General features: G+C 46.9%; 19 protein-coding genes. All 19 read right to left on the reverse strand.

Annotation, left to right across the window (positions count from 1 at the left end):
- Nucleotides 1-64 precede the first annotated feature (64 nt).
- Nucleotides 65-793 carry a metallophosphoesterase family protein gene (locus G343_RS0112705; RefSeq protein WP_020008535.1) on the reverse strand — a complete coding sequence of 243 codons (729 nt, stop codon included), beginning with the start codon at nt 791-793 and terminating at the stop codon, nt 65-67.
- Between the two features lie 125 nt (nt 794-918).
- Nucleotides 919-2,679: an aspartate--tRNA ligase gene (gene aspS, locus G343_RS0112710; RefSeq protein ID WP_020008536.1), complete on the reverse strand. Its 1,761-nt coding sequence runs from the start codon at nt 2,677-2,679 to the stop codon at nt 919-921.
- A complete protein-coding gene (gene hisS / locus G343_RS0112715) occupies nt 2,676-3,941 on the reverse strand; it encodes a histidine--tRNA ligase (protein WP_020008537.1) in 1,266 nt (421 codons plus the stop codon). The genes aspS and hisS overlap by 4 nt, the downstream gene beginning before the upstream one ends.
- A 115-nt stretch (nt 3,942-4,056) precedes the next feature.
- Nucleotides 4,057-4,185, reverse strand: a complete 129-nt coding sequence (locus G343_RS15865; protein ID WP_281167430.1) for a hypothetical protein — start codon at nt 4,183-4,185, stop codon at nt 4,057-4,059.
- A gap of 67 nt (nt 4,186-4,252) precedes the next feature.
- Complete coding sequence (locus tag G343_RS0112725; protein WP_020008539.1) at nt 4,253-4,981, reverse strand: N-acetylmuramoyl-L-alanine amidase family protein; 729 nt, start codon at nt 4,979-4,981, stop codon at nt 4,253-4,255.
- A complete protein-coding gene (gene dtd, locus G343_RS0112730; protein ID WP_020008540.1) occupies nt 4,981-5,433 on the reverse strand; it encodes a D-aminoacyl-tRNA deacylase in 453 nt (150 codons plus the stop codon). Before dtd ends, G343_RS0112725 begins: the two co-directional genes overlap by 1 nt.
- Before the next feature lie 10 nt (nt 5,434-5,443).
- Nucleotides 5,444-7,621: a RelA/SpoT family protein gene (locus G343_RS0112735; protein ID WP_020008541.1), complete on the reverse strand. Its 2,178-nt coding sequence runs from the start codon at nt 7,619-7,621 to the stop codon at nt 5,444-5,446.
- A gap of 106 nt (nt 7,622-7,727) precedes the next feature.
- Nucleotides 7,728-8,246 carry an adenine phosphoribosyltransferase gene (locus G343_RS0112740; protein ID WP_020008542.1) on the reverse strand — a complete coding sequence of 173 codons (519 nt, stop codon included), beginning with the start codon at nt 8,244-8,246 and terminating at the stop codon, nt 7,728-7,730.
- Between the two features lie 13 nt (nt 8,247-8,259).
- Nucleotides 8,260-10,503 carry a single-stranded-DNA-specific exonuclease RecJ gene (gene recJ / locus G343_RS0112745; RefSeq protein ID WP_020008543.1) on the reverse strand — a complete coding sequence of 748 codons (2,244 nt, stop codon included), beginning with the start codon at nt 10,501-10,503 and terminating at the stop codon, nt 8,260-8,262.
- 64 nt (nt 10,504-10,567) lie between these two features.
- A complete protein-coding gene (gene secDF / locus G343_RS0112750) occupies nt 10,568-12,847 on the reverse strand; it encodes a protein translocase subunit SecDF (protein WP_020008544.1) in 2,280 nt (759 codons plus the stop codon).
- Nucleotides 12,848-12,952: 105 nt separating this feature from the next.
- Nucleotides 12,953-13,216 carry a preprotein translocase subunit YajC gene (gene yajC, locus G343_RS0112755; RefSeq protein ID WP_020008545.1) on the reverse strand — a complete coding sequence of 88 codons (264 nt, stop codon included), beginning with the start codon at nt 13,214-13,216 and terminating at the stop codon, nt 12,953-12,955.
- A gap of 18 nt (nt 13,217-13,234) precedes the next feature.
- Nucleotides 13,235-14,383 (reverse strand): tRNA guanosine(34) transglycosylase Tgt, encoded by a 1,149-nt coding sequence (tgt, locus tag G343_RS0112760; RefSeq protein WP_020008546.1) that lies wholly within the window; start codon nt 14,381-14,383, stop codon nt 13,235-13,237.
- Nucleotides 14,383-15,417, reverse strand: a complete 1,035-nt coding sequence (gene queA, locus G343_RS0112765; RefSeq protein WP_020008547.1) for a tRNA preQ1(34) S-adenosylmethionine ribosyltransferase-isomerase QueA — start codon at nt 15,415-15,417, stop codon at nt 14,383-14,385. The genes tgt and queA overlap by 1 nt, the downstream gene beginning before the upstream one ends.
- Nucleotides 15,418-15,420: 3 nt before the next feature.
- Entirely contained in the window at nt 15,421-16,446 is a 1,026-nt protein-coding gene (ruvB, locus tag G343_RS0112770) for a Holliday junction branch migration DNA helicase RuvB (RefSeq protein WP_020008548.1), read from the reverse strand.
- Between the two features lie 12 nt (nt 16,447-16,458).
- Nucleotides 16,459-17,049 carry a Holliday junction branch migration protein RuvA gene (gene ruvA / locus G343_RS0112775; RefSeq protein ID WP_020008549.1) on the reverse strand — a complete coding sequence of 197 codons (591 nt, stop codon included), beginning with the start codon at nt 17,047-17,049 and terminating at the stop codon, nt 16,459-16,461.
- A 10-nt stretch (nt 17,050-17,059) separates the two neighbouring features.
- Nucleotides 17,060-18,340 carry a GTPase ObgE gene (gene obgE / locus G343_RS0112780; RefSeq protein WP_020008550.1) on the reverse strand — a complete coding sequence of 427 codons (1,281 nt, stop codon included), beginning with the start codon at nt 18,338-18,340 and terminating at the stop codon, nt 17,060-17,062.
- A 92-nt stretch (nt 18,341-18,432) separates the two neighbouring features.
- On the reverse strand, nt 18,433-18,717 hold the full coding sequence (gene rpmA, locus G343_RS0112785) for a 50S ribosomal protein L27 (RefSeq protein ID WP_020008551.1): 285 nt from the start codon (nt 18,715-18,717) through the stop codon (nt 18,433-18,435).
- Nucleotides 18,718-18,727: 10 nt separating this feature from the next.
- Nucleotides 18,728-19,048 carry a ribosomal-processing cysteine protease Prp gene (locus G343_RS0112790; RefSeq protein WP_020008552.1) on the reverse strand — a complete coding sequence of 107 codons (321 nt, stop codon included), beginning with the start codon at nt 19,046-19,048 and terminating at the stop codon, nt 18,728-18,730.
- Nucleotides 19,048-19,356 carry a 50S ribosomal protein L21 gene (gene rplU / locus G343_RS0112795; protein WP_020008553.1) on the reverse strand — a complete coding sequence of 103 codons (309 nt, stop codon included), beginning with the start codon at nt 19,354-19,356 and terminating at the stop codon, nt 19,048-19,050. Before rplU ends, G343_RS0112790 begins: the two co-directional genes overlap by 1 nt.
- Between the last annotated feature and the right edge of the window lie 11 nt (nt 19,357-19,367).

Here is a 19,367-nt window from a genome sequence, read left to right on the forward strand (position 1 = left end):
GAACCCAATAAGAATCAAACGGGCATTTAGTTTCCTCAGTGACTCTTATTGAGCTGATATAAAATTATTGTGGAAGAGACCCGCGTTCGATGGTGCCGCTCAGGAATTCCAAATTGGGGTAATCCGCTGCCTTCAGCTGGTTTTTAACTTTTTCAATATCATATTTAACGCGGTGAATACCGACATTAAACTGCGAGCCATCACCTTCTGCAATCAGATAGGATGCTTGGTTCAATCCATCAAATGGCAGTCCGACACTGCCCAGGTTTGCGACACATTTGCCTTTGATATGACGCACATACGGGTGATGGATATGCCCATACAGGTAAATATCCGATTCCTGTTTTTTCATTAATTTGTCTTCAAGCACTTCGTCCGGTTCGTTCGGCTGGACCGGTTCAAACACACTATCGGGTGTTGCGTGAAATCCATGGACAGTGATGTTCTCTGTCAGTCCGACGGTGATTTCAGCTGGCAGGTGACCGAGATATTCCACGTCCTCTGCGGTTAATCGGTCAAGCGTCCACTGCTGCTCTTCTCTCATGATATCCAGGTTCTGCCGGGGTACTTCACCGGCCCTGACACCCCGATATATCCAATCATCGGCATTGCCTCTGATGACATCCGTATTTAAATTTCTTACCAGATCCAGTGATTTTTTCGGTTCCGGACCGCGGTAACACAGATCACCAAGCACAACGATTCTATCCGCCTGTTTCCTACCAATATCTGCCAGCACAGCTTCCAGAGCTGTTGCGTTTCCATGAATATCAGAAATAAATGCTGTCTTCATTATGAACGACCACCTTTCAGTGCTTATATACCCTACATTTCTGTATGATAACAGAAAGAAGTCTGGAAATAAAAAAGGGTAAGCCCGCTTTTAATTGGCTTTACCCTTTATCATATAAATTTAAATTATTCTTCATTGTCCACTTCAATGTGCAGTTCTTTCAGCTGTTCCTCGTTCACAGGAGACGGTGCATTCATCATGAGATCTGAAGCACTGGCGGTTTTAGGGAACGCGATGACATCCCGGATATTGTCGGTCCCTGCGAGCAGCATGACGAGACGGTCCAGACCGTAAGCGATACCGCCATGCGGCGGCGTGCCGTATTTAAATGCTTCGATCAAGAAACCGAATTGCCTGTCCCTTTCTTTGTCCGTGAATCCCAATGCCCTGAACATTTCCTTCTGCAGTTCTGCATCATGGATACGTATGGAGCCGCCGCCGAGTTCATAGCCATTCAGTACGATGTCATAAGCGTTGGCTTTCACTTTTTCCGGATGCCTTTCGAGCATGTCTTCATCTTCTCTCTTTGGCGCGGTGAATGGATGGTGGGCTGCTGTATACCGCCCTGAGTCTTCATCATACTCGAATAAAGGCCAGTCGGTCACCCACAGAAAATTGTATTGATCCTTGTCGATCAAATCCAGATCTCTGGCCAGCTTGTTCCTCAAATTACCCAGGGATGCATGCACCACTTTGGTTGTGTCAGCAACAAATAAAATGAGATCCCCGTTGTCCAGATTCATATTTTCAAACAATGCTTTTCGATTATCGTCGTTGAAAAATTTAGCAATCGGCCCGTTCAGCGCATCTTCTTTCATTTTAAGCCATGCGAGCCCTTTAGCCCCGTAGGTTTTAACATATTCCTCGAGCTTGTCGATATCTTTCCTCGAGTAGTTATCCGCTTCCCCTTTGACGACAATTGCTTTGACCATGCCACCGTTTTCTACCGCCGCACGGAATACTTTGAAATCAACTTCCCGGCTGAACTCAGAAAGATCAATCAGTTTCATGCCAAAACGTGTATCCGGTTTATCCAAACCGTACTGTGACATTGCTTCGCCGTAAGTCATCCTCGGGAACGGCAATTTGACGTCGATGCCTTTGACCTCCTTCATTACCTGGCTGAGCATCCGTTCGTTCAGCTCGAGCATCTGCTCCTGGCTGACGAATGACATTTCAATATCAATCTGTGTGAATTCCGGCTGTCTGTCTGCCCTCAAGTCCTCATCGCGAAAACATTTGACGATCTGGTAATATTTTTCCATACCGGAGAGCATCAGCAGCTGTTTATAAATTTGCGGGGATTGCGGCAGGGCGTAAAATTCGCCTTCATGGACGCGGGAAGGGACAAGATAATCCCGCGCGCCTTCCGGTGTGGATTTTGACAGTACCGGTGTCTCCACATCTGTAAAAGCCTCATTGTCCAGGAAACTTCTCACACTGCGGTTAATCTGGTGCCTGAGCCTTAATATGTTCTGCAGTCTTGGTTTGCGGAGATCCATGTAACGGTACTTGAGACGCACATCTTCCCCGATATCTTCGTCTGAGACCTGAAAAGGCGGTGTTTCCGCCTTGGAAAGGACTTCTAAAGTATCCGCCATCACTTCGATGGTGCCCGTCGATATATTTTCGTTGAATTGGGATTCATCACGGGTCAGCACCTCACCGGAGACTTCAACCACATACTCCGATCTGATATCCTCTGCGGTTTCCATCGCCACTTTGGAAACTTCCGGATTGAAGACCACCTGGATGATACCTGACCGGTCTCTCAGATCTATGAAGATCAGACCGCCAAGATCACGCCGTCTTTGCACCCATCCGTTTAACTTAACACTTTCACCCGTATTGCTTTCTGTTATGTCTGTCGCATATGTTCTAATCATCGTTCTTCCTCCAGTACAGTGACCAGTTCATCCAGATGAACTGTTTTTGAGTCTCCTGTTGCCATGTGTTTGAGTTCGACATTCCCCGCAGACAGTTCGTTTTCACCCAGCACAATCGTGTAGGCGGCTCCTTTTCTGTCCGCATCTTTCATCTGCGCTTTCAGCTTGCGGCGTTTATAGTCGATATCACAGCTGATGCCGTTCGCTCTCAATGAATGTATAAGATGGCTCGCCTTTTCCATCGCCTTATCGTCCAACGTACAGATATAGAGATCGATACCTTCGGGTTCCGGGATTTCTATACCTTCGGCTTCAAGTGCAAGCAGCAGTCTTTCGATACTGAGCGCAAAACCGATGCCGGTTTCCTCCGGACCGTCCAGCAGCTCGAGCAGACCATTGTATCGGCCGCCGCCGCAGAGCGTTGTAATTGCTCCGAAGCCTTCAGCATCACTCATCACTTCAAATGCTGTATGGGTATAATAATCCAGCCCCCTAACCAGGTTGTAGTCCACTTCGTATTCAATACCGATGGCTTTCAGATTGGATTTCACCGCTTCAAAATATTGCTTCGATGCATCATTTAAATAATCGTACATCCTCGGCGCTGTCTGGATGAGTTCATGATCACGGTCTTTCTTGCAATCCAGTATCCGCATCGGATTTGTGTCGATTCTGGTCTGACAGTCCGAACAGAACTCATGGATGGACGGCTTAAAATGTCCAACCAGTGCTTCATTATAGTTGGCGCGGCTGTCCTGGTCGCCAATGGAGTTGATATAGAGCCTGAGGTTTTCAAGACCGAAAGAGCGATAGATAGTCATCAGCATGCTGATGACTTCGACATCTATCAGCGGGTCCTCCACTCCGATGGCTTCGATACCAAACTGGACAAACTGGCGATAGCGCCCTTTCTGTTTCCGCTCATACCGGAACATCGGGTCCAGGTAATAGACTTTCACTGGCTGAGTCACATCATGCTGCATCTTATTTTCAATGTAACTTCTGACAACTGGGGCTGTCCCTTCAGGTTTTAATGTCAGGCTCCGATCACCTTTGTCATTAAAAGTGTACATCTCCTTATTGACAATATCCGTTGAACCGCCGACTCCCCTGACAAACAGATCTGTGGATTCAAATATAGGGGTCCGGATCTCTTTATAATTGTAATTATTAGCGATTTCATTCAGCTTTTTTTCTATGAACTGCCATTTGTATGACTCAGCTGGTAAAATGTCCTGCGTTCCTCTTGGAATTTGGATCATGTTTTCACACTCCTTTGTAAATTAAAAAGTCCCTTATATCCCGGTTCGGGATATAAGGGACGGTCGAGCCGCGTTGCCACCCAGATTCGGCCTGACATTCAGACCCTCTTGCCGTTTAACGATCGTCACCGCCCCATTCCAGAGGATTCTGCCGAAGTGTCGGTTCACCGGCCCCTTCGATGCATCTGCTTTCAGCCGTGGCAGATATCTCTGTGTCATCTCCAGCACCACCTCTTCGGGTCATTGAATACTTTTATATTATGATTCGATTAAATAATATAATATTGATAAAATGCTCACAAGTCAAGCATTCAATTCAAATAATTACTGATGCCTTCCAGAATCGCCGTCACCATCCGGTCCTGATAGGATTCATCCGTGAGCGTATGGTCATCGAACGCATTGCTCAGGTAACCCAGTTCAATTAGCACGGCCGGATAATCTAGCTGCCATATGACTTGGAAATTGTACTGGTTATTCCCCCTGTTATGGAAGTAGGAATATTCATCAAGTGATTCATTGATGCTCTGTGAAAATGCTTCCTGATTGGCATAAGTATAGTAGGTGGTAAAACCGGTGATCGAAGGGTCCTCCATCGCATCGCTGTGAAGGCTGATGAACAGATCGCCTTCAATGCCTCTGGCATCCAGTGTAACAAACTCATTTTTCTCCCTTGTCAGAATCACTTCGGCGCCGCTTTCTTCCAGACGGTTTCGCAGTGTATTCGCTATGTTGAAAACAACCTCGGATTCTGTAACACCCGTCGCACTGGTGGCACCGGGATCTTTGCCGCCATGGCCGGGATCAAGCACAATCGTTGTACCCGAAAAATCGTACGCCCCGGCAGTTTCTTCAAATGACATGTCCACCTGTTCCGCTTCTGCTTTTATGAATGTATTGTAAACAAAGACCGCAGCACCGATGATGATGCCTGCCAGAATTAAAAAAAACAGCGGTGGAATATAAAGATGCTTTTTGTACTTGAAAAAGTACAGTACACCGCTGCCGATGGTCTTAAAGAGCTGTTTGACAGTGTCCATTACAGAATCTTTCCATCTGCAGCTTCATAGAGTATAGTAATCGGTCCGTCATTATTGATCCTGACCTCCATCATTTCTCCGAAAAACCCTTCTTTGACAACGAGGCCGGCGTCCCGCAATGTTTCATTAAACAGCTTGTAAAGTCTGTCTGCATGTTCTCTCCCGGCGGCTTTAGTGAAGCTGGGCCGGTTCCCTTTTTTCATATCCGCATACAACGTGAATTGTGAAATGCTTAAAATCTCCCCGCCGACATCGGCAATGGAACGGTTGATCTTACCTTCATCATCCTCGAAATTTCTGCTCGCAGCAATTTTCTCGGCCAGTTTGACTGCATCCGCTTCAGTTGAGTCTGAAGAAACACCTACAAGAAGACAATAACCCTGTCCGATTTCATTATATAACTCATTGCTGATCACCATCGAATTGGAAACCCTCTGAAGCACGACTCTCATTATTTTCACCTCATTTGAATACGCGTTCTACGCTGTAGATATCCGGGAGCTGTTTGATCTTCTCGACTACTTTATACAGGTCCGCAACATTTTGGACCATTACCGACAGGCTGATCTTTGCATGTTTATCCACATCAGCCACACCATTCACTCTGGTGATCGGGAATTTGGTGCTGGCAACGACGTTGAGCACTTCATTGACAAGTCCCTGTCTGTCATAGCCTGTAATATCCAAATCAGCCTGATATTTGCGGTCTTTGTACTTATTCTTGACCCATTCAACATCGATGACCCGTTCTGTCTCATTTTTTATGTTCGGGCATGTCGCCACATGCACTTTTACCCCGTGTCCTTTTGTGATATACCCCTTAATATCATCGCCCGGGATCGGATTGCAGCATTTGGAAAGATTGATCAGGAGATTGTCCATACCTTCGACGTAAACGCCGGATTCGGTGGATATTTCTTTGTAATGGTGTGAGCGGTCTATTTCTTCGATTTGATTTGTTTTTTCTTCAGTGACTTTAAACTTTTCCATCAGGCGGTTGGACACCTGCTGAACCGTCACACCGCCAAACCCCACCATTGCGAAAAGATCATCATCATTGGAGATGTTATAGCGGTCAAGCACTGGATTCAAGTACTGGTCTTTTAACACATCATCCGGTTTATAACCGCGGTTTTTTATCTCATGTTCAATGGCAAATTTGCCCTTTTCGATATTGCTTGCACGATCCTGCTTCTTGAAAAACGCTTTGATTTTGTTTTTGGCACTGGAGGATTTGACAAGCTTCAGCCAATCCATACTTGGCCCGTATGACTGTTTGCTCGTACGTACTTCTACGATTTCACCTGTGGAGAGTTCATAATCGATGGGAACAATTTTACCGTTCACTTTGGCGCCGATCATTTTATTGCCGACTTCGGTGTGGACGGAATATGCGAAGTCGATGGGCACAGCACCTTTCGGCAGCTCAATCACATCGCCGTTTGGTGTGAATACATACACTTTATCACTGAGCAGGTCAGTCTTTAACGTTTCCATGAATTCTTCGGCATCCGGAGAGGATGTCTCCTGGTCAATCAGGTCTTTGAACCAGTGGATTCTCTTATCGATAGAGGTGTCGCCTTTCACCTCTTTACCTTCTTTATATGCCCAGTGTGCTGCTACCCCGTGTTCAGCAATTTCATGCATTTCAAACGTTCTGATCTGGAACTCGAGCGGGTCCCCGTTCGGTCCAACTACAGTGGTATGCAGGGATTGGTACATATTCGGCTTCGGCATGGCGATATAATCTTTGAATCTGCCCGGCATCGGCTTCCATATGGTATGAATCAGACCGAGCACTGCGTAACAGTCCTTTATGTTATGGACGAGGACTCTGACTGCTAGCAGGTCGAATATCTGCTCGAACTGCTTATGCTGTTTATTCATTTTTTTATAGATACTGTATATATGCTTGGGACGGCCGGACAATTTTCCTTCGATGCTGGTATTGTCCATCTCAGCATCAATACGTTCAATCGCATTATTGATCACTTTCTCGCGTTCGCTCCGTTTTTTCTTCATCATGCTGACAATTTTAAAATACTGCTGCGGCTCCATATATCTGAGCGCCGTATCTTCAAGCTCCCACTTTATGCTGGAAATTCCCAGCCGGTGGGCAAGCGGTGCGTAAATTTCAAGCGTTTCCCGGGAGGTCCGGATCTGCTTTGCTTCAGGCATTGCTTTTAACGTCCGCATATTGTGCAGTCTGTCAGCCAGTTTGACCAGAATCACCCGGATATCTTTGGCGATTGCTACAAATAATTTGCGGTGATTTTCAGCCTGTTCTTCCTGTTTGGAACGGTATTTCACTTTTTCAAGTTTAGTGACACCGTCTACAATCACAGCAACTTCTTCATTGAACATGGTCTCGAGGTCCCCGAATGTGTAAGGGGTATCCTCCACCACATCATGCAGGAAGCCGGCAATAATTGTCGGTCCGTCCAGCTTCAACTCAGCCAGAATCCCTGCCACCTGCACGGGATGAAGAATGTACGGAAGGCCACTTTTTCTGAACTGGCCTTCATGTGCATCTTCGGCCAGTTCGTAGGCATCTCTGACCATGCGCATATCATCTTCATCCATATATTGACTGCACATGTCCAGAACATCATCTTCTGAATATGGATACTCCTTATTCATGACCTCACCGCCTCTTTAAAATAAATAGTTAGCATCATCATACTATAAAATAACTTTCAAATAAATAAATGACCAAAAAAAGCCTGTTTTCACAGACTTTTTAACATTATTCATCATAGGATATCAAGGAAATGGTATCATATCCTTCGAGCCGTTTGCTGCCTTCTAGATACCTGAGTTCTATCAGGAACGCAATCCCGGCGACAATACCGCCCAGCGATTCCACCATTTTAATGGATGCTTCAATCGTGCCGCCGGTCGCCAGCAGATCGTCGGTGATCAGAACCCTCTGGTTGGGTTTGATTGCATCTTTGTGCATCGTGAGAACGTTTGACCCGTATTCCAAATCGTACTCGTAGCTGATCACTTCGCGCGGCAGTTTGCCTTCTTTGCGCACTGGTGCGAAACCAATCCCCATGCTGTATGCCACCGGGCAGCCGATGATGAAACCTCTGGCTTCCGGTCCGACGACTACATCGACCGCTTTCTTCCGGGCATATTCCACAATCTGGTCGGTTGCATAGCCATAAGCTTCCCCGTTATCCATTATCGTTGTAATATCTTTGAAACTAACCCCTTCTACAGGGTAATCCTCAACCTCTGATACATATTGTCTTAAATCCATATTTAAACACCACTCAATTCGAAATTAATGTTCTGACGTATTGTTTCAGTTCATTTGCCGACGACATTTTCAGATGGGTTTCAGCATCCATCCTGCCGGCAAGCCATCTGTAATGTTTTGTTTCAAACATGTCCCAGGACGGTTTATCATCCACCTTGTATACTATACCATTTTTCAGCACAATATTCTTTAATTCTTCCAATATATCGATCGTCATTTTTAGAAAAATCATAGAAATACCCAGTTTTTTTGATAATGCCGGCGCATGCCGGGCCAAATCGATGGACCCATCTTCAGCGCTGTTGATGATTTCATATACGCTCTGCACATCATTAAGATTTGGTATGCCTGTGAAAAACAACTCGGTTTTACTGTGGAATATCATGATTATTTTAGAAACATGGATATCATTCAATGAATAGGAAAGATTGTCAAGACTTGCGGGCAGATCCCTGAGGATCACGCTGCCGGTCACAAAGGGCAGTCTTTCGCCATAATTATAGTAGTTGGGCCCTTGTGTCTCCCTGCCCTCTTCGATCAGAAAAACATCGTCTTTTGAAATGATATCAAAATTCTGGTCCGATTTGCTTCTCATATCTATAATTTGTACAGTATCTATGGCCGCGTCCATCAGCACCATTTGCAAAGTCCTTTTCTGATTGAACTCATTAATGTTCACCGTACCGATCAGACTGATGGTATCCCCGGCCCGCACTTCGCTGTTCAGGTGGCCGAAACTGAATCCGATGACATCCATATCCAGTTCAGGAATGGTCATTTTAATATGGGATTTGTCTTTACCGACTTGTTTGACAAGCCCCGTACGGGCATTATTGATCATGAATAGCGGGGGATAAAACGACTGGCCGAAAGGCTTAAGTCTGCCGAATCGTTCAAATTCCTTCATGGTCATATTGCCCGGTTTGAGCTGGTAATCAATATATTTCACCGGCCGCAGATCCAGTCCCAGATTGTTGAAATAATCGCCCAGTTCAGCTTTGAAATCTTCGACATCATCTTTTGAAACTTCAATTCCAAGTGCTTGGGAATGCCCGCCAAAGTTTTCATAAGATTTACAGTGACCGCCGATGACACTGTGAAGATCCACGCCTTCGATGGAACGGGCAGACCCCCGGTAGATTTCCCCGTCAAGGGTAAGTACAATGGCGGGTTTGCCAAACCGATCGACCAATTTTGAAGCCACAATGCCAATAACCCCCGGGTGCCAGCCTTCGCCATAGATAACATTGACCTGGTCCTGGCCGTCTACTTTGCCTTCTGCTTCAGCATAAATATGATCGACCAATTCCTTGCGTTCCTGATTCATACGTTCCAGCACCATGGACATTTCGTATGCTGTACTCCTGTCTTCTTCAATCAGCAGTTCCACAGCAATGGCAGCCTCCCCCAGTCTGCCGGAAGCATTCAATCTCGGGGCGATGGAATAACCGATGGTGTCCTCATCGATGATTCCGTCATGTCCTGAACTGTTCAACAACGCCCTGATACCTTCAGGCGGGCTATCATTCAGTACCCGCAGACCATCTATGACCAGCCTTTTATTCTCATCGACCAATGGTACCATATCAGCCACAGTGCCGATGGCAGCCAGAGACATGCCAGCTTCGTCTGCAAGTCCGAGCGCTTCGGTGAGCTTGTATGTAATACCCACCCCGGCCAGCGCATTGAAGGGGTACTCCCCTTGCGGGTGAGCCGGGTGGATGATGATACATTCAGGCACGCTGCTCCCGAACGTATGATGGTCACAGACAATGACATCGACACCCTGCCTCAGCAGGAAATCTATTTCTTTTCTGCCTGAAATTCCATTATCCACAGTAATCACCAGGCTGAACTGATCGGCAGCCACCTCTTCGAACAGGTTTCGGTTCGGTCCGTATCCATCTGTCAGACGGTCCGGAATGAGAAAATCAACGTTATCGGTTCTCTTCTTAAGCGCTTTTAACAGAAGCACTGTGCTTGTGATGCCATCCGCATCAAAATCACCATATATCAAAATGCTGTCATCATTTTTTATCGCGGTATTGATCCGGTTCACCGCTTCATCGATGGCGTAAATCTGTGAAGCATCATGAGACTTTGGTTTAAATATTTTATCCAGATGCCTGGCATTGACATATCCACGATTTTCCAAAATCGTCTGTTCAAGCGTGTTTAACTTGAAATCAGCGGCGTCGCTGTCATCAATATCCGCCGTCTTCTTACGCACTTTCCATTCATATTTGGACTGGAACATCAGATCCTTCCACCTTTACGAAACGCTCAGGGCTTCCCCTGAGCGTCCATATTTTTCTATATTATTACACTAGAATTTTCTCTTCATCTTTCTTTTTCTCTTCATATACCGTCAGGTTTCCGTCATTTTTACGGAGCTGACGTTTTTTAAGCACGCCCCAGATCTGGACTGCGATGAACATTGATGAATATATGCCGCTGATCAGACCAATCAAGAGGGCAATTGAGAAATTCAGTATTGCGCTTGAACCAAACAGCACCAGGAATACGACGACAAGGATGACCGTAATGACTGTATTCAACGATCTGGTTAATGTCTGTTTCATCGAACGGTTAATGATCATGTCAATCGTTTCCGCTTTGTGGATGACTTTGATCTTGCGCAGATTCTCCCTGATACGGTCGAATGTCACAATCGTATCATTGATGGAATAACCTACGATCGTGAGTACTGCTGCGATGAATGTGATGTCCACTTCCAGTCTCAGTATGGAGAACATGGCCACTATGATGAAAACATCATGGAACAGCGCGATGACCGCCGGCAGCGCCATGCGCCATTCAAAACGGATCGTGGCATACAGAATGATGGCTGCAGAAGCAATCGCCAACGCGTATATTGCATTTCGGACCAGTTCCTGCCCGATGACAGGACTTACCGTACTGATCATTGGCTGTTCGCCGTACATTTCATCAAACGTACTCTGCATTTCGGTGACCTGATCCTGAGACAAATCTGTGTTATATCTGGCCACGACCGTCCCTTCACCGGCAGTCGTGATATTCTCAGGCTGCATATCCATGGAGACGAGTTCTTCTTCCACCTCTTCTGCAGTGGCTTCGCCGTTAGTCTGTATATCCGCCCGCGTACCGCTGGTAAAGTCGATACCCAAATTCAATCGGAATATAGAAAGAACGATCGCGCCAGCCACTATGAGTACAATGCTGAATGTAAATAATTTCCTGGCATGCCTGACAAAGTCAAGGCGGTCCCACGGGGTACTTAAATCTTCAATATCTTTTCCTTCATTGATACTGTGACGATTCCTGTCCTTGACGCCGAACCAGGCCAGGCGTTTATTGAAGAACCCGGATTGAATCAGCAGGGATAACAGGATTCTTGTCAGGATAACGGCGGTGATGAAGCTCATCAAAATGGAAAGCAGCAGCATGGTAGCGAATCCCTGGACACTGCTCGTACCGAAAATGAATAATACCACACCCGCAACCAATGTTGTCAGATTAGCGTCGACAATCGTCCATATCGACTGCGAGGCTGCCCGTTTATAGGCCTGCTTCAAAGTCCTGCCGATCCGCAATTCATCTTTGATCCGTTCATACATGATGATATTGGCATCGACGGCCATACCCACGCCGAGAATCAATGCTGCAATTCCAGGCAGGGTCAGTACGCCATTGATAAAATTAAATCCAAGGATGGTCAGGAATATATATACTGACAGTGTTACAGCAGCCACCACACCCGGCAGCCTGTAGAAGGCGATCATGAACAGCAGTACAAGTGCGACACCGATCAGGCCAGCAGTCACCGTTTCATTCAGTGCCTGCTCCCCGAATTGGGCACCGACAGAAGTTGAATAGATTTCATTCAGCTGTACCGGCAGTGCTCCGGCATTCAGGAGATCTGCGATATTCTGTGCACGCTCCAGACCTTCTTCCCCGCCGAAACCACCGGAAATCATAACTTCGGAGGAGTTAATCGATTGGGAAACGGTCGGTGCTGAAACGAACTTGGGATCTTCCTTCTGGACTTCTTCCGCAAAGCTGTCTTCCCCTTCTTCAAAGTCCATCCAGATGACCATCATATTCTCACCCTGCGGACGTTCGGAAATCTCCTGTGTAATTTCTGAAAAGTTACCGGCGTCTTCCAGTTCCAACGACACCATCGGCTGTCCCTGTTCGTCGAAGTTTTGGCTGGCACCGCCCTGAACGAGGTCGTCTCCATCCAGCAGCACATTATCATCGACATCACGTATGGTCAGTTCAGCCTGGGTGCTGAGCATCTCACGCGCCTGCGCCTGGTCTTCTACACCAGCCAGCTGGACGCGTATCCGGTTGCCCTGCTCCACCTGGATATTGGGTTCTGACACACCCAGCACGTTAACTCTGGATTCCAGAGTGCTTGCCGTACTGGTGACTGCTTCATTGTCAATTTCATCCCCTTCATTGAGGGGTTCCACCTCATAGAGCACTTCAAAACCGCCCTGCAGGTCGAGACCCAGATTAACATTACTGACCACGTCCTTCAGTGTCAGAGCAATGGCCGTAAATAATACAACCACAATTAATAAAGACATTATTATTTTACTGGATTTCGTTTTCAATTGGCACACCTCTATTTTATGTAGATCTTCAACACATCAATAATATCATTGTACACTTAAAGTGAAACTAAAAAAAGCCGACAATAGTATGTCAGCTTGGGCATATTATTCTACGATTTGTTTAAGCGCGACACGGTCGAATTTAAGGACCATTCCATCCTCATCTTCTGTACGGACATACATATAATTCTGGTCGAATGATTCAACAACGCCATGCATACCGCCGATTGTTATGATCTGATTGCCTTTTTGCAGGTTGTCCTGCATATTCTTTACTTCTTTCTGTTTTTTCTGTGCCGGCCGGATCATCAGGAAATACATTACCAGGATGAGTACCAGAAACGGCAGGATGGCCATGAAGAATTCCATCTAATAAATCTCTCCTTATTAAAAGTTTTTTGGATTTTCAACATTCAATCCGTATGATTCGAAAAATGCTTCTTTAAAATCCATAAGATTATCATTTAAAATCGCAGTTCGAACATCTTCCATTAATTTTACCAGAAAATACAGGTTATGATAAGTAGTAAGTCTCAATCCCAGAATTTCATCTGTTTTGAATAAATGGCGCAGGTAAGCCTTCGTATAATTCCGGCATGTATAGCAGTCGCAGGAGTCATCAAGCGGTGTGAAATCGCGCTCGAATTTCTTATTTCTGACAACCACTCTGCCCTTCGATGTCATTGTCGTACCGTTGCGTGCGATACGGGTCGGCAGCACACAGTCAAACATATCCACGCCGCGGATTACGCCTTCGATCAGCGCATCGGGCGAGCCGACCCCCATCAGATAACGGGGTTTATGCTCAGGCAGATAAGTCATGGTTTCTTCAAGTACTCTGTACATAATCGATTTCGGCTCACCGACGGAAAGCCCCCCGATCGAGTAACCATCAAAATCCATGGCAGCCAATTCTTTCGCGCTCTGTGCTCTTAAATCCGTATATTCACCCCCCTGGACGATACCGAAGAGAGCTTGTTTTCTGTCGTGACCGCTCTTGAGGTGGTGATTCTGTCCTCGCTCCGCCCACCTGGAAGTACGCTCTATCGAGTCTTTGACGTAACCGTGTTCAGCTGGATGCGGCGGACATTCGTCAAACGACATCATGATATCAGAACCCAAGTGGTGCTGGATATCCATCGCTCCTTCAGGGCTCAGAAATAACTTTGAACCGTCCAGGTGACTTCTGAAGTGAACCCCGGTCTCTTCAATCTTCCGCCGTTCACTCAGACTGAATACCTGAAAACCGCCGGAATCCGTGAGTATCGGCTTATCCCAGTTCATAAACTGATGCAGTCCGCCGGCTTCCCGGATAATGTCACTCCCCGGTCTTAGCCACAGATGGTACGTGTTGCTCAGAATAATCTGACTGCCGATTTCCGCCAGTTCCTCCGGCGTCATCGACTTGACAGTGGCCAGTGTGCCAACGGGCATGAATACCGGGGTGTCGATCGTCCCGTGCGGCGTATGAAGCCTGCCGATGCGGGCGCCTGTCTGTTTACATGTTTTTATATGTTCGTATTCGATTGCTGACATTAATACTCACCCTCATATATGATCATCGCATCCCCGAAGCTGAAAAACCTGTAGCGTTTTTCGATGGCATGCCGATAAGTGTTCAAAATCATATCCCGGTCACAAAACGCACTGACGAGCATCATAAGCGACGACTTCGGCAGATGGAAATTCGTTATCAGCGTATCAATCGCTTTGTATTCGAAACCCGGATAGATAAAAATATCAGTGAAGCCGCTCGCTGCTTTGAATTTTCCATGATTCTGAACAATCGTCTCGAGCGTCCGTGTACTGGTCGTCCCGACACTTACAATTTTTTTGCCGCTGTTTTTAGTTTCATTCAGAATAGCTGCTGCATCTTCATCCATAATATAGAATTCAGCATGCATCTTATGATTTTCAATATGATCCACACTGACCGGCCTGAACGTACCGAGCCCCACGTGCAGTGTGATGTGAACGATATTCACACCTTTTGCGCTGATGTCATCGAGCAGTTCATCTGTAAAATGCAGGCCTGCTGTGGGCGCTGCCGCCGAACCGGAATGCTTTGCATAAACGGTCTGGTACCTTTCCTTATCTTCCAGCGTTTCACGGATGTAGGGCGGCAGCGGCATTTCCCCCAGCTGATCGAGTATTTCTTCCAGTATACCGTCATATTTCAGGGCCATATGTCTGACACCTTCGTCGAATATTTTTGTACAGACCGCTGTTAAAAGTCCATCACCGAAAATGACTTCCGTGCCCTCTTTAATACGTTTTGCAGGTTTTGCCAGCACCTCATAACCGCCTTCAATCGGTTTTAACAAAAGCATTTCTATATTCGCCCCAGTTTCGGATTTAACGCCGAAAAGGCGTGCTGGCAGTACCCTTGTATCATTTAATACAAGGGCATCACCGGGATTGAAATAATCCGTTATGTCTGTAAACAGCCTGTCCGCAATCCGGCCGGTTTTCTTGTCCAGTGCAAGCAGCCGGCTGGCTGACCTGTCCTCAAGCGGTGTTTGGGCAATCAGCGCATCCGGCAGTTCGAAATCAAAGTCATCGAGTTTCAAACGCTATTCCTCATTTCTGAATATATCAATCGTTCCATTTTCGCTTTCTGTAAAGTAGTCAAAGCTTTTACCTGTGGCCCGCCGGCCCCGCGGTGTCCTTTCAAGGAACCCCTGCTGAATCAGGTACGGTTCATAAACATCGAGCAGAGTAATGACTTCTTCACCTATGGAGACAGCAACAGTTTCAAGGCCGACCGGTCCGCCTTTGTATGTTTCAATAATTGTTCTCATAATTCTATGGTCGGTCGGATCCAGGCCGAGCGGGTCCACTTCAAGTACTTTTAGCGCATGGTTTGTCGTTTCAAGCTTAATGGACGGCTCACCTTTGACGATGGAGAAGTCCCGGACACGTCTGAGCAGGCGGTTGGCAATACGCGGCGTTCCTCTGGAACGTCTGGCCAATTCCTCGGCACTGTCCGGATCAATGGACACTTCGAATATTTCAGCCGTTCTGTTCACGATGGTGATGAGACTCCTGAAATCATAGTATTCGAGCCTGAGCTGGACACCGAAACGGTCTCTGAGCGGCGCCGAGAGACTGCCGAACCGTGTGGTCGCACCAACGAGCGTAAACGGCGGCAGATCGATCCTTATGTTTCTCGCCTCTTCGCCTTTACCGATGACGACATCGAGGAAAAAGTCCTCCATCGCGGAGTACAGCACTTCCTCCACCGCCCGCGGCAGCCGGTGTATCTCATCGATGAACAGGACATCTCCAGCATCCAGACTTGAAAGAATGGCAGCAAGATCACCGGCGCGTTCCACAGCCGGTCCGGAAGTCGTGCGGATGTTTACACCAAGTTCATTGGCAATTATGCTTGAGAGCGTGGTTTTACCCAGCCCCGGCGGTCCATGAAGAATCACATGATCCAGTGCTTCCTCCCTCATCCTTGCAGCTTCGATGAAAATACCCAAATTTTCCTTCAGTGAATGCTGTCCTATGTACTGGGCTAAGCGTTCCGGCCTCAGTGACATTTCTTCATTTTCCTCATTTTCTTTTTGGGATTCGTCCAAAATACGATCATCCATAGCAGCACCCCATTATTGTACTAGAAATTTTAATCCGGCTTTGACTGCTTCGTCCACAGAATTGATTTCGACTGTTTCCAAGTGCTTTTCAATACGTGTGAGTTCACGCTTGGAATAGCCAAGCGCTTCAAGCGCAAGCAGTGCTTCGCTGATGAAATGTTCATAGTTGCCGGATTCAGTCACAGCTTGCGGGGGATCCCCGCTCTGCGTCAGTCTGCCCTTCAGATCCAAAATAATCTGGCTGGCCGTCTTTTTGCCGACCCCGGGAAACTTCTGCATAAAAGCGTAATTTTCATTTTCAATCGCGCTGATCACACCGTCCGGTGTCGAAGTGGCAAGTATCGCCATTGCGCTTTTGGGACCGATACCAGTCACTTTCAGAAGTGACTGAAAGAGCTCTTTTTCCGGCATATCCTTAAAACCGTATAGAGTATGACTGTCTTCACGCACAATCAACTCCGTAAAAATTGTCAGTTCACTGCCTGTCATTGATTCAAAACGAAACGGGTTGGGCACATGGACGATATACCCGATACCGCCTGTTTCCACGATGATATACAAGGGCGTGACCTCTTTGAGCGCCCCTTTTATATACTGATACATGACATCACCATCATTCTACAAATTCAAACTCTCCGCCCAGAATACGCACAGTGTCCCCGGGCTCGATGCCTTTTTCCCTGAGTGCATCATCAATGCCCATCGTGCGCATCTGTCTTGCAAACCGCCGTGCCCCTGCGTCACGGTTGAAATCGGTCATCTTGAATATCCGTTCTATCGAATCGCCGGATACAACGAAGGCGCCATCATCATCACGCGTGATTTCAAATGCATCCGCGTCTTTCTCATATCTATAGACGACCCTTTCATCGGTATGTTCTTCAGCTGCTTCCAGTTCATCTGTCTCTTCAAGCAGATCCGCGATCCGATAAAGCAGACCTTCCAGATTTTCCTGCGTGGCAGCTGATACATGGAAGATTTCCTTATCTTCACCGGCTTCAGCTTTGAACAGTTCAAATGTATCTCCGTCCTCTATAAGGTCCGCCTTATTGAGGACGATGATCTCCGGCCGTTTGATCAGCGATTCATTATATAAAGCCATCTCTCTCCGGATGGTCCGATAATCCTCCAGGGCGTCCCGGCCTTCGGATTCACTGATATCCACGACGTGTACAATGACTTTTGTGCGTTCCACATGCCGCAGGAACTGATGACCAAGCCCTGTACCTTCTGAGGCGCCTTCTATCAATCCCGGCAGATCAGCCATAACAAAAGATCTGCTATCATTTGTCTCCACAACACCCAGGCTCGGTTTGAGCGTTGTGAACGGATAGTCGCCTATCTTAGGTTTTGCTTTTGAAACCGAACTCAGCAGCGTGGATTTGCCCACGCTGGGAAAACCGACGAGTCCGACGTCAGCCATCAGTTTCAATTCCAGAATGACATCCAATTCTTCGCCCGGTTCACCATTTTCAGCAAAGTCGGGCGCGGGATTTCTGGGTGTGGCGTAGCGTGCATTGCCGCGCCCGCCGCGACCGCCGCGGGCAACGACTGCACGCGCCTTGTGCTGTGTTAAATCGGCAATCGTCTCTGTATCATCTTTTCTTTTGACAATGGTGCCCGGCGGCACTTTTAATACCAGCGCCGCACTGTTTTTACCATGGGCCTTCTGGCTCATGCCATTTTCTCCGCGGTTTGCCTTAAAGTGGCGCTGATAACGGAAATCCATTAATGTCCGCAGACCTTCGTCCACTTCGAAGATGATGTCCGCGCCATGTCCGCCGTCGCCGCCGGCGGGACCGCCGTTCGGCACATATTTCTCTCTTCTGTAGGCGACCAGTCCATGGCCGCCATCCCCGGCTTTCACATATATATCTACCTGATCTATAAACATGACTTCACCCCGATTCCTTTATATTATATCATATCGTGATTTATCTCTTAATTAAAAAGAGCACCAGCTGAAGCTGATGCCCGTCTGTTCAATTATTTAGCTTCCTGGTATACGGAAATGCGTTTCCTGTCTTTACCATAGCGTTCGAATTTGACAACACCGTCAATTTTGGCGAATAATGTATCATCGCCGCCAATTCCTACGTTTTCACCCGGGTGCATTTTCGTACCGCGCTGACGGAAAAGGATGGAACCGCCGGTAACAAACTGACCGTCCTGTCTCTTAACTCCGAGACGCTTGGATATTGAATCACGTCCGTTTTTCGTTGAACCGACACCCTTCTTGGATGCGAAAAACTGAAGATTGAGTCTGAGCATTGTTTTCACCTCACTTGTATACAAGTTTGATATGTTCACCGTGTTCTTCTTCTATCGTTTTCAATGAAATGATCATGCCTTCCAAAAGTGTCTGCATCTTCTCGTCTTCAGCTTCATCGACAATGAAGCTGAAAAACCCGGATGCCTCATCCATATCAATGGATGGATCTGCCTCAGTCATGTTGATAATTGCGTTCACTGAACCGAACACCACGGCCGAAGCACCGGCACAGACGATATCCTTGCCATGTTCTTCAAACATCGCATGGCCAGACATGTCAAACGATTCAACACGGCCTTCGTCATTGATATTGATATTTACTTTAATCATTAAGCTTCAATCTTTTCGACTGTCAGCTTTGTATATGCCTGGCGATGGCCCTGTTTACGATGATAGTTTTTCCTGCGTTTGAACTTGATTACATTTATCTTTTTGCCGCGGCCATGTTTTTCAATTTTTGCGGAAACAGTAGCACCTTCCACGGTTGGCGCACCGACTTTCACCGCGTCGCCGCCAACAAAAAGCACTTTATCAAACGTAAAAGTATCGCCGGCATCCGCGTTCAATTTTTCAACGAAGATTGTCTGGCCTTCTTCTACTTTCAACTGTTTACCACCAGTTTCGATGATTGCAAACATACTTACACCTC

It is taken from the genome of Salinicoccus albus DSM 19776, assembly GCF_000385175.1.
Lineage (GTDB): Bacteria > Bacillota > Bacilli > Staphylococcales > Salinicoccaceae > Salinicoccus > Salinicoccus albus.

What these genes read in the sequence shown, in the direction of transcription:
- ruvB (WP_020008548.1), bottom strand. Translation starts at nt 16,446, where the DNA reads ATGGATGATCGTATTTTGGACGAATCCCAAAAAGAAAATGAGGAAAAT.
- yajC (WP_020008545.1), bottom strand. Translation starts at nt 13,216, where the DNA reads ATGGAATTCTTCATGGCCATCCTGCCGTTTCTGGTACTCATCCTGGTA.
- obgE (WP_020008550.1), bottom strand. Translation starts at nt 18,340, where the DNA reads ATGTTTATAGATCAGGTAGATATATATGTGAAAGCCGGGGATGGCGGC.
- dtd (WP_020008540.1), bottom strand. Translation starts at nt 5,433, where the DNA reads ATGAGAGTCGTGCTTCAGAGGGTTTCCAATTCGATGGTGATCAGCAAT.
- G343_RS15865 (WP_281167430.1), bottom strand. Translation starts at nt 4,185, where the DNA reads ATGACCCGAAGAGGTGGTGCTGGAGATGACACAGAGATATCTGCCACG.
- aspS (WP_020008536.1), bottom strand. Translation starts at nt 2,679, where the DNA reads ATGATTAGAACATATGCGACAGACATAACAGAAAGCAATACGGGTGAA.
- ruvA (WP_020008549.1), bottom strand. Translation starts at nt 17,049, where the DNA reads ATGTATCAGTATATAAAAGGGGCGCTCAAAGAGGTCACGCCCTTGTAT.
- G343_RS0112790 (WP_020008552.1), bottom strand. Translation starts at nt 19,048, where the DNA reads ATGATTAAAGTAAATATCAATATCAATGACGAAGGCCGTGTTGAATCG.
- hisS (WP_020008537.1), bottom strand. Translation starts at nt 3,941, where the DNA reads ATGATCCAAATTCCAAGAGGAACGCAGGACATTTTACCAGCTGAGTCA.
- tgt (WP_020008546.1), bottom strand. Translation starts at nt 14,383, where the DNA reads ATGTCAGCAATCGAATACGAACATATAAAAACATGTAAACAGACAGGC.
- G343_RS0112705 (WP_020008535.1), bottom strand. Translation starts at nt 793, where the DNA reads ATGAAGACAGCATTTATTTCTGATATTCATGGAAACGCAACAGCTCTG.
- recJ (WP_020008543.1), bottom strand. Translation starts at nt 10,503, where the DNA reads ATGTTCCAGTCCAAATATGAATGGAAAGTGCGTAAGAAGACGGCGGAT.
- G343_RS0112740 (WP_020008542.1), bottom strand. Translation starts at nt 8,246, where the DNA reads ATGGATTTAAGACAATATGTATCAGAGGTTGAGGATTACCCTGTAGAA.
- rpmA (WP_020008551.1), bottom strand. Translation starts at nt 18,717, where the DNA reads ATGCTCAGACTCAATCTTCAGTTTTTCGCATCCAAGAAGGGTGTCGGT.
- G343_RS0112735 (WP_020008541.1), bottom strand. Translation starts at nt 7,621, where the DNA reads ATGAATAAGGAGTATCCATATTCAGAAGATGATGTTCTGGACATGTGC.
- G343_RS0112725 (WP_020008539.1), bottom strand. Translation starts at nt 4,981, where the DNA reads ATGGACACTGTCAAACAGCTCTTTAAGACCATCGGCAGCGGTGTACTG.
- rplU (WP_020008553.1), bottom strand. Translation starts at nt 19,356, where the DNA reads ATGTTTGCAATCATCGAAACTGGTGGTAAACAGTTGAAAGTAGAAGAA.